Origin of the sequence: Dactylosporangium cerinum, assembly GCF_042653625.1 — a bacterium.
Lineage (GTDB): Bacteria > Actinomycetota > Actinomycetes > Mycobacteriales > Micromonosporaceae > Dactylosporangium > Dactylosporangium cerinum.
In genome coordinates this window covers 1-8,194 of record NZ_JBHSIU010000100.1, presented here as the reverse complement: position 1 = coordinate 8,194, position 8,194 = coordinate 1, and the positions used below count along the sequence as shown (strand labels likewise).

The 8,194-nt window shown below is 74.1% G+C and carries 2 protein-coding genes; both read left to right on the top strand.

The features are described from left to right. On the top strand, positions 1-3,066 hold a 3,066-nt coding region (locus tag ACFPIJ_RS52105; RefSeq protein ID WP_380126977.1), incomplete at its 5' end, for a type I polyketide synthase. Between the two features lie 53 nt (positions 3,067-3,119). Further along, the coding region (locus tag ACFPIJ_RS52100; RefSeq protein WP_380126975.1) for a beta-ketoacyl synthase N-terminal-like domain-containing protein at positions 3,120-8,194 on the top strand (5,075 nt) is incomplete at its 3' end.

Genomic DNA, 8,194 nt, shown 5'->3' with positions numbered 1-8,194 from the left:
TCCAACCAGACCGGCGACATCGCCACCGACGAGCAGCTGGCGGACCCGACCTACTGGACCCGGCACATCCGCGAAGCCGTCCGCTACCGCGACATGGTGACCACACTGCACGGCGCCGGCGTCACGACCTACGTCGAACTCGGACCGGACAACACCCTCAGCACACTCACCCTTGCCTGCCTGCCCGACGAGCACGGGTCGGCCGTCGTCCCCACCGTGGAACCGAGCCGGGCGCTCGCAATGCTGCACGTCCACGGATACGAGCTGGCCACGTCCGGCACGGCAGCCGCCGGCCGGCACGCCGAGCTGCCGACGTACCCCTTCCAGCGCCGGCCCTACTGGCTGCACCCGCCCGCGGCCCGCAACAGCCCGGGTGGCCTCGGCCAGGCCGCGACCGGCCACCCCCTGGTGCAGGCGCAGGTGGAACTGCCGGACGGCGGCCGTGTCTTCACCGGCCGGATCTCACTGCAGGCTCAGCCCTGGCTGGCCGACCATGCCGTGCAGGACCTGGTGCTGCTGCCCGGCGCGGCCTTCGCGGACCTCGCCCTGCACGTCGCCGACCAGGTCGGCGCAGCCGGGGTCGCCGAGCTCGCCCTCCACGCGCCGCTGGTGCTGCCCGACCAGGGCGGCGTGCAGCTGCGGGTGACCGTCGACGGCACCGGGGACGACGGCACCCGTTCACTGGCCGTGCACTCCCGGGACGAGAAGGCACCGCACGGTGCGGCCTGGACCCAGCACGTGACCGGCACCCTGACCGAGACCGCCCCGGACGTCGCGCCGATGTCGTTCGCTGCCGGTGCGTGGCCCCCACCCGGCGCCGTCCCGGTCGACGTGGCGGGGATCTACGACCGGCTCGGCCGGTCCGGCCTGCACTACGGGCCGGCGTTCCAGGGTCTGCGGGCGGTGTGGCGCGCCGGCGAGGCGCTCCTCGCCGAGGTGGAGCTGCCGTCCGAGGCGGCCACCGCGGGCTTCGGCCTGCACCCGGCCCTGCTGGACGCCGCCCTGCACCCGGCGGCGGACGGCGACGACCAGGTGCTGCGGCTGCCCTTCGCGTGGCGTGGGGTGGCGTTGCATGCCGCCGGGGCCGGCACGGTCCGCGTGCGGCTCACCCCGGACGGTCCGGACGCGGTGTCCCTGGCAATCGCCGACGAGACCGGTGCGCCCGTCGCGTCGGTCGGGTCACTGGCCACCCGGCCGGTCTCGGCGGCGCAGCTGGCCGCGTCCCGCCCGGGTGGGCACAACCTGCGCTACCGGCTGGCCTGGTCGCCGGCCGGCCCGTCGACCGCGGCACCGACCGTCGCCCACCTCGGGACGACACCGGACGGCTACGCCGATCCGGCCTCGGTGGCAGGCTCGGTCCCGGTCGCGGACGCGGTGCTGGCCTCGGTGCCGGCCGGGCGCGATCCGGGTGACCACGAGCCGGTCCGGTGGGCGCTGCGGCTGGTGCGGGACTGGCTGGCCGACGAACGGCTGGCCGGCAGCCGGCTGGTGTTCGTGACCCGGGGCGCGGTCTCGGTCACGCCCGACGCGGACGTCACCGACCTGCCCGGCGCGGCCGTCTGGGGCCTGATCCGGTCCGCGCAGAACGAGCACCCCGACCGCTTCGTCCTGCTGGACCTCGACCCGGCCGACCCGGCTGTCGGGGCGCCGGAGCTGCTCGCCCGCGCGGCCTCCGGAGCGGAGCCGCAGCTGGCCCTGCGCTCCGCCGGACTGCTCGTGCCCCGGTTGGCGCCGGAGCCCGCAGCACCCGCGACCGCGGGCCCCGTGCTCGACCCCGACGGCACGGTCCTGATCACCGGCGGGACCGGCGCCCTCGGGGCGTTGCTCGCCCGCCACCTCGTCGGCACGCACGGCGTGACCCGGCTGTTGCTGACCAGCCGCCGGGGCCTGGACGCACCCGGCGCGGCGGCCCTGCGCGCCGAACTGCGCGCCGCCGGCGCCCGGGTCAAGGTCGTCGCCTGCGACATCGCCGACCGGGACCAGGTCGCCGCGCTGCTGCGGTCGGTGCCCGGCCGGCACCCGCTGACCGCGGTGTTCCACACGGCCGGCGTCCTCGACGACGGCGTGATCCAGTCCCTCACGCCGGACCGCCTGAACGCGGTGCTGGCGCCGAAGCTCGACGCCGCCCACCACCTGCACGAGCTGACCGCGGACCGGCCGCTCGCCGCGTTCGTGCTCTACTCCTCGGTCGCCGGTGTGCTGGGTAGTCCGGGCCAGGCGAACTACGCGGCCGCGAATGCCTACCTGGATGCGCTCGCCACCCATCGCCGGGCGCACGGACTGCCCGCCGTCTCCCTGGCATGGGGGCTCTGGGCGGCCGACGGCGGCATGGGCGGGGACGCCGAGGCAGGCCGGGCGGCTCGCGGTGGCCTGCTTCCGCTCTCCGCGGAGCAGGGGCTCGCGGTGCTCGACTCGGCCCTGGCCGGCGGGCCGCCGGCCCTGGTGGCGGCCCGGTTCGACCTGGCGGCCGGTGCGGCCGGCGGGTTCGTTCCGGCCGTGCTCCGCGGTCTGATCCGGGTCCCGGCCCGGCGAGCGGCCGCCGCATCGGTGCCGCTGGGACAGCGGCTGGCCGGGCTGGCCGGTCCGGCGCGGGACCGGTTGGTGCTGGACCTCGTCCGGGCCGAGATCGCCGCCGTGCTCGCGCACGGGGACCCGTCGGCCATCGATGTCGAGCGGGGCTTCCTCGAGATGGGCTTCGACTCGCTCACCGCCGTCGAACTGCGCAACCGGCTGGCCACGGCGACCGGGTTGCGCCTGCCGGCCACCACGCTGTTCGACTACCCGACCCCGGCCGGACTCGCCACCCAGCTGCGCCAGGAGGCGGAGGCCCAGGAGGGCGCACCCGCCGAACGGGACGCGGAGACCGTGCTGCGCGAACGGATCGCAGCGATCCCGCTGGCCCGGTTCCGGGCGGCCGGTCTGCTCGAGCTGGTGCTGGGCCTGGAGCACCAGCCGGACGAGGCGTCCGGCGGGCCGGGCGGCGACCGCGAGGACGACATCGACGCCGCCGACGTCGACGACCTCGTGCAGATGGCACTGGCCCACGCCGAGGACCGGACTCGCTGACCACCACCGACCACCCGACGACGACTGCACCGACGACGAGATCCGGAGCACCTGTGATGTCTGCCGACAATGTGGCCGCGACGACCCCGACGACCGACCCGGCGCGTACCGACGAGAAGCTCCGCGACTATCTGCGGCGTGCGACGGCCGATCTGCGGCAGGCGAACCGGCGGCTGCGGGAGCTGGAGTCGCGGGACAACGAGCCGATCGCGATCGTGGCGATGAGCTGCCGTTATCCCAGTGGGGTCGGGTCGGCCTCGGAGCTGTGGCGGCTGGTCGCGGCCGGCGGTGACGCGGTCGGCGAGTTCCCGGCCCGGCCCGGCTGGGACACCGACGAGCTCTACGACCCGGACCCGGACGCCTCCGGCAAGTCCTACGTGCGCGAGGGCGGGTTCCTCTACGAGGCGAACCGGTTCGACGCGGACTTCTTCGGGATCAGCCCGCGGGAGGCCCTCGCGATGGACCCACAGCAGCGGCTGCTGCTGGAGACGGCGTGGGAGGTGTTCGAGGAGGCGGGCATCGACCCGGAGTCGCTGCGCGGCAGCGCGACCGGCGTCTTCATGGGCGCCACCGGCCAGGACTACATGGTCCGGTTGATGCAGGGCCTGGAAAGCGTCGAGGGCTACGTCGTGACCGGCAGCTCCGCGAGCGTCGCGTCGGGCCGGATCGCCTACACGTTCGGCCTCGAGGGCCCCGCCGTCACCGTCGACACCGCCTGCTCCTCATCACTGGTCGCCATGCACCTCGCCGGTCAGGCCCTGCGCGGCGGCGAGTGCGACCTGGCCCTCGCCGGCGGCGCCACGGTCATGGCGACGCCGGGCCTGTTCACCGAGTTCAGCCGGCAGCGTGGACTCGCGCCGGACGGGCGCTGCAAATCCTTCGCCGCCGCGGCCGACGGCGTCGGCTGGGGCGAAGGCGCCGGCATGCTCATCCTGGAGCGCCTCTCCGACGCCCAACGCAACGGCCACCCCGTCCTTGCCGTGATCCGCGGTTCCGCGGTCAACCAGGACGGTGCCAGCAACGGCCTCACCGCCCCCAACGGACCGTCCCAGCAACGCGTCATCCGCCAGGCCCTCGCCAACGCCCGCCTCACACCCTCCGATGTGGACGCCGTCGAGGCACACGGCACCGGCACCACCCTCGGCGACCCCATCGAAGCCCAGGCTCTGCTCGCCACCTACGGCCAGGACCGGCCCGCCGACCGGCCACTGTGGCTGGGTTCGATCAAGTCGAACATCGGCCACGCCCAGGCCGCCGCGGGCGTCGGAGGCGTGATCAAGATGGTCCAGGCCATGCGCAACGATCTTCTCCCGAAGACGCTGCACGTCGACACCCCGTCCCCGCACGTCGATTGGGCGACCGGAAACATTGCCCTGCTCACCGAGGCGCGGCCGTGGGAACGCAACGGCCACCCGCGCCGGGCGGGTGTCTCGTCGTTCGGCATCAGCGGCACCAACGCCCACCTGATCCTCGAAGAAGCGCCCATCATCGAAGAAGCACCGGAACCCGCCGGAACACCGGTGCCCTGGCTGCTGTCCGCCAAGACACCGGCCGCGCTGACCGATCAGGCCAGGCGCCTCGCCACTCACCTCGGCGGCACGCCGGAGCTGGCCGGCGACGACGTCGCCTACACCCTTGCCCGCCGGCCGCAGCACGCTCACCGCGCCGTCATCCTCGACAACCACCAGGCGGCGCTCGAAGCCCTCGCAACAGATGATCAACACCCGTCCCTGGTACGCGGCACCACACGACCCGCCGGGAAAACCGCATTCCTGTGCACCGGGCAGGGCAGCCAACGCCCCGACATGACGATCGACCAGCCGGCCTTCACCGCCGCATTCGATGCCGCCTGTGTCGAACTCGACAAGCACCTCGACCGGCCCCTCCGCGACGTGCTGGCCGACCCCGCACTGATCCACGAAACCCGCTACGCACAGCCCGCGTTGTTCGCCGTCCACGTCGGCCTGCACGCCCTGGCGTTGAGTTGGGGCATCACCCCCGACTACCTCACCGGACACTCCATCGGCGAACTGTCCGCCGCACACCTCGCCGGAGTCCTCACCCTCGCTGACGCCGCACTGCTCGTCACCGCCCGCGGAAGGCTCATGAACGCCGCCACACCCGGCGGCACCATGATCGCCGTCGAAGCTACCGAAGCCGAACTCGCACCAATGCTCAAGCCCGCCCTGGTCAGCTTCGCCGGGATCAACTCACCGACCAGCACCGTCATCTCCGGCGACACCGAAGCCGTCACCCGGGTAGCCGGGCACTTGGCCGTGCTCGGACGACGCACGAAGAAGCTCACCACGTCTCACGCGTTCCATTCCCCGCACATGGACGCGATCCTCGACGAATTCAAGGCCATCGCCGCCACCGTCACCTACCACCCCGCCACCACCCCCGTCATTTCCAACCAGACCGGCAACATCGCCACCGACGAGGAACTCTCCAGCCCCGAATACTGGACCCGACACATCCGCGAAGCCGTCCGCTACCGCGACATGATCACCACACTGCACAACGCCGGCGTCACCACCTACCTCGAACTCGGACCGGACAACACCCTCAGCACCCTCACCCGAGGCTGCCTGCCCGACGACACCACCGCCACCATCACCAGCGCACACCTCGGCGACCACGCCCACGCCATGCTGCACGCCGCAGGCCGGGAAACGACCTGGACCACCACCACCCCCACCGGACGGCACACCGACCTGCCGACGTACCCCTTCCAACGCCAGCCCTACTGGGTGCAGGGCCGTTCCGGCAACGCCGGCAGCCTGGGCCTCGGCGGCACCACCCACCCGCTGCTCGGGGCGGCGCTGCCGCTGGCCGGCGAGGACGGCTGGGTGTTCACCGGCCATCTGAGCCTGAAGAGTCACCCCTGGCTGGCCGGCCACGCCGTGCACGGCACGGTGCTGCTGCCCGCCACCGCCTTCGTGGACCTGGCGTTGCACGCCGCCGCGCAGGCCGGGTCCGCCGGCATCGAGGAGCTCCTCCTGGAGGCCCCGCTGGTCCTCGACCCACGCGGCGCCGTCCAGCTCCAGACCGCGGTCGGCGCCCCGGACGAGCGGGGCAGCCGGACGGTCGCCGTCCATTCCCGCCCGGCCGCCGACGATCAGGCACCGTGGGTACGGCACGCGAGCGGCATGCTGCGACCGGCCGGATCGGAACCCGCCGATGCCGCGGCGGAGGAGCTGTCCGGGCAGTGGCCACCGGAGGGCGCCGCGCCGGTGGACGTGTCCCGGCTCTACCCCGAGCTGGCCGCCGCCGGCCTCGACTACGGCCCGGCCTTCCAGGGGGTGCGGGCGGCGTGGCGCGACGGCGACATCGTCTACGCGGACGTGCGGCTGCCCGGTGACGCGGACGCGGACGGGTTCGGCGTGCACCCGGCGCTGCTCGACGCGGCCCTGCACGGCATGGTGCTCGGCGCCGTCGCCCGGGACGCGGCGGACCCGGCGATCCGGTTGCCGTTCGCCTGGTCCGGCGTGACGCTGCACGCGGGCGGCGCCACCCGCCTGCGGGTCCGGCTGGCACCGGCGCCCAGCGGCGACGCGGTCTCCGTGCAGGTTGCCGACACGTCCGGAGCCCCGGTCGCGTCGATCGAGTCGCTGTCGCTGCGGGCGGTCTCGGCGGACCAGCTCGCCGCGGCCGGTCCGCGCACGGACGGCTCACTCTTCGAGGTGCGCTGGGCTCCCGTGCGGCCGGCGGGCGAGCCGGACGAGCCGGACGAGCCCGGCCCGGTGGTGCTCGGCGCCGGGGATCACCCGGATGCCGATGCGCTGTTCGCCGCCCTCGACGCCGGTCAGGAGGCACCGGCAACGGTGGTCGCGCCGGTGCCGGCCGGCGGGACCGGCGCCGATCACGGCCCGGCCGGCTGGACGCTGGAGCTGATCCGCCGCTGGCTGGCCGACGACCGGCTGGCCGGCACGACGTTGGTGCTGCGCACCCGGCACGCGGTCGCAGCACAGCCCGGCGACCGGGTCGCGGATCCGGCGCAAGCCGCGGTCTGGGGCCTGGTGCGGGTCGCGCAGTCAGAGCACCCCGGCCGGTTCGTGCTGGTGGACGGCGGAGCGGACGTCGTGCCGCTGCTGGTCACCGGTGAGCCTCAGCTGGCCGTCCGCGACGGGGTGGCCTACGCGCCGCGCCTGGCCCGCACGACCGACTCGCCGGTGCTGGCCGCGCCGGACGGCCCGTGGAGGCTCGGCGTGACCGCGGCCGGGACGCTGGAGAACCTGGCCCTGCTGCCCGCACCGGAACTCACCGAACCCCTCGCACCCGGCCAGGTGCGCATCGCAGTCCGCGCCGCCGGACTCAACTTCCGCGACGTCCTCATCGCCCTCGACATGTACCCCGGCACCGCCGTCATCGGCGGCGAAGCAGCCGGCATCGTCACCGAAGTCGCCGACGACGTCACCACCATCACCCCCGGCCAGCGCGTCATGGGCCTGTTCACCGGCGCCATGGGGCCGTCCGCGGTGACCGACCGGCGGCTGGTCGCACCGGTGCCGCAGGGATGGAGTTTCGCGCAGGCCGCCGCCGCCCCGATCGTCTTCCTGACCGCCTGTTACGCGTTGACCCGGCTGACCGTGCTGCGGCCCGGCGAGCGGATCCTGATCCACGCGGCGACCGGCGGCGTCGGCACGGCCGCGGTGCAGCTGGCCCGGCACCTCGGCGCCGAGGTCTACGCGACCGCCAGCACACCGAAGTGGGAGACGCTGCGGGGCCAGGGCGTCGGCGACGACCGGATCGGCAACAGCCGCACGCTCGACTTCGAGCGGCAGTTCCTGGACGCCACCGGCGGCGCGGGCATGGATGTCGTGCTCGACTGCCTGGCCCGCGAGTTCGTCGACGCCTCGCTGCGGCTGCTGCCGCGCGGCGGTCACTTCCTGGAGATGGGCAAGACCGACGTCCGTGATCGGCAGGTGGTCGCGGCGGACCATCCGGGGGTGGAGTATCAGGCGTTCGACATGGTCGACGCCGGACCGGACCTGGTCGCTGAGATGCTCGGCGAGCTGGGCCGGCTGTTCGCTTCGGGGGTGCTGCAGCCGCTACCGGTCACCGCATTCGACATCCGCGAGGCACCCGCCGCCTTCCGGCACCTCAGCCAGGCCCGGCACATCGGCAA